1 pseudogene is annotated in these 273 nt (G+C 44.7%); it reads left to right on the top strand.

Features of this window, described 5'->3' with window-relative positions:
* Nucleotides 1–118: 118 nt before the first annotated feature.
* Nucleotides 119–273, top strand: a pseudogene (locus tag AB4496_RS28650) (branched-chain amino acid ABC transporter permease); the annotation flags it as partial.

The raw sequence follows: 273 nt of genomic DNA, 5'->3' as shown, positions 1-273 counted from the left end.
GGTTAAGTACGGTTAAGTGCGGCAAACAGAGGGGCATGAAATCGAGCAAGTTTGTACAATCGAACCGACTCCACTCTTCTTACATTGAATAGCTAATGTGAAGAGAGAAAAGAATGATATGGATAGTGAAACAATGGATAGACGAACACAGTTATGGAAAGGTGTTTTGGCTGCGATGCCCTTGAGTATTGCGGTAATACCGTGGGGCATATTAGCTGGATCATATGCGATAGATGCTGGATTGAGTCAGCTTCAAGCGCAAGCGATGTCGGC

Source organism: Vibrio sp. 10N.222.46.A1 (assembly GCF_041473595.1).
Taxonomy (GTDB): Bacteria; Pseudomonadota; Gammaproteobacteria; order Enterobacterales; family Vibrionaceae; genus Vibrio; species Vibrio tasmaniensis_A.
Note: the sequence above shows the minus strand (reverse complement) of the source record. Positions and strands in the feature narration are given on the sequence as shown.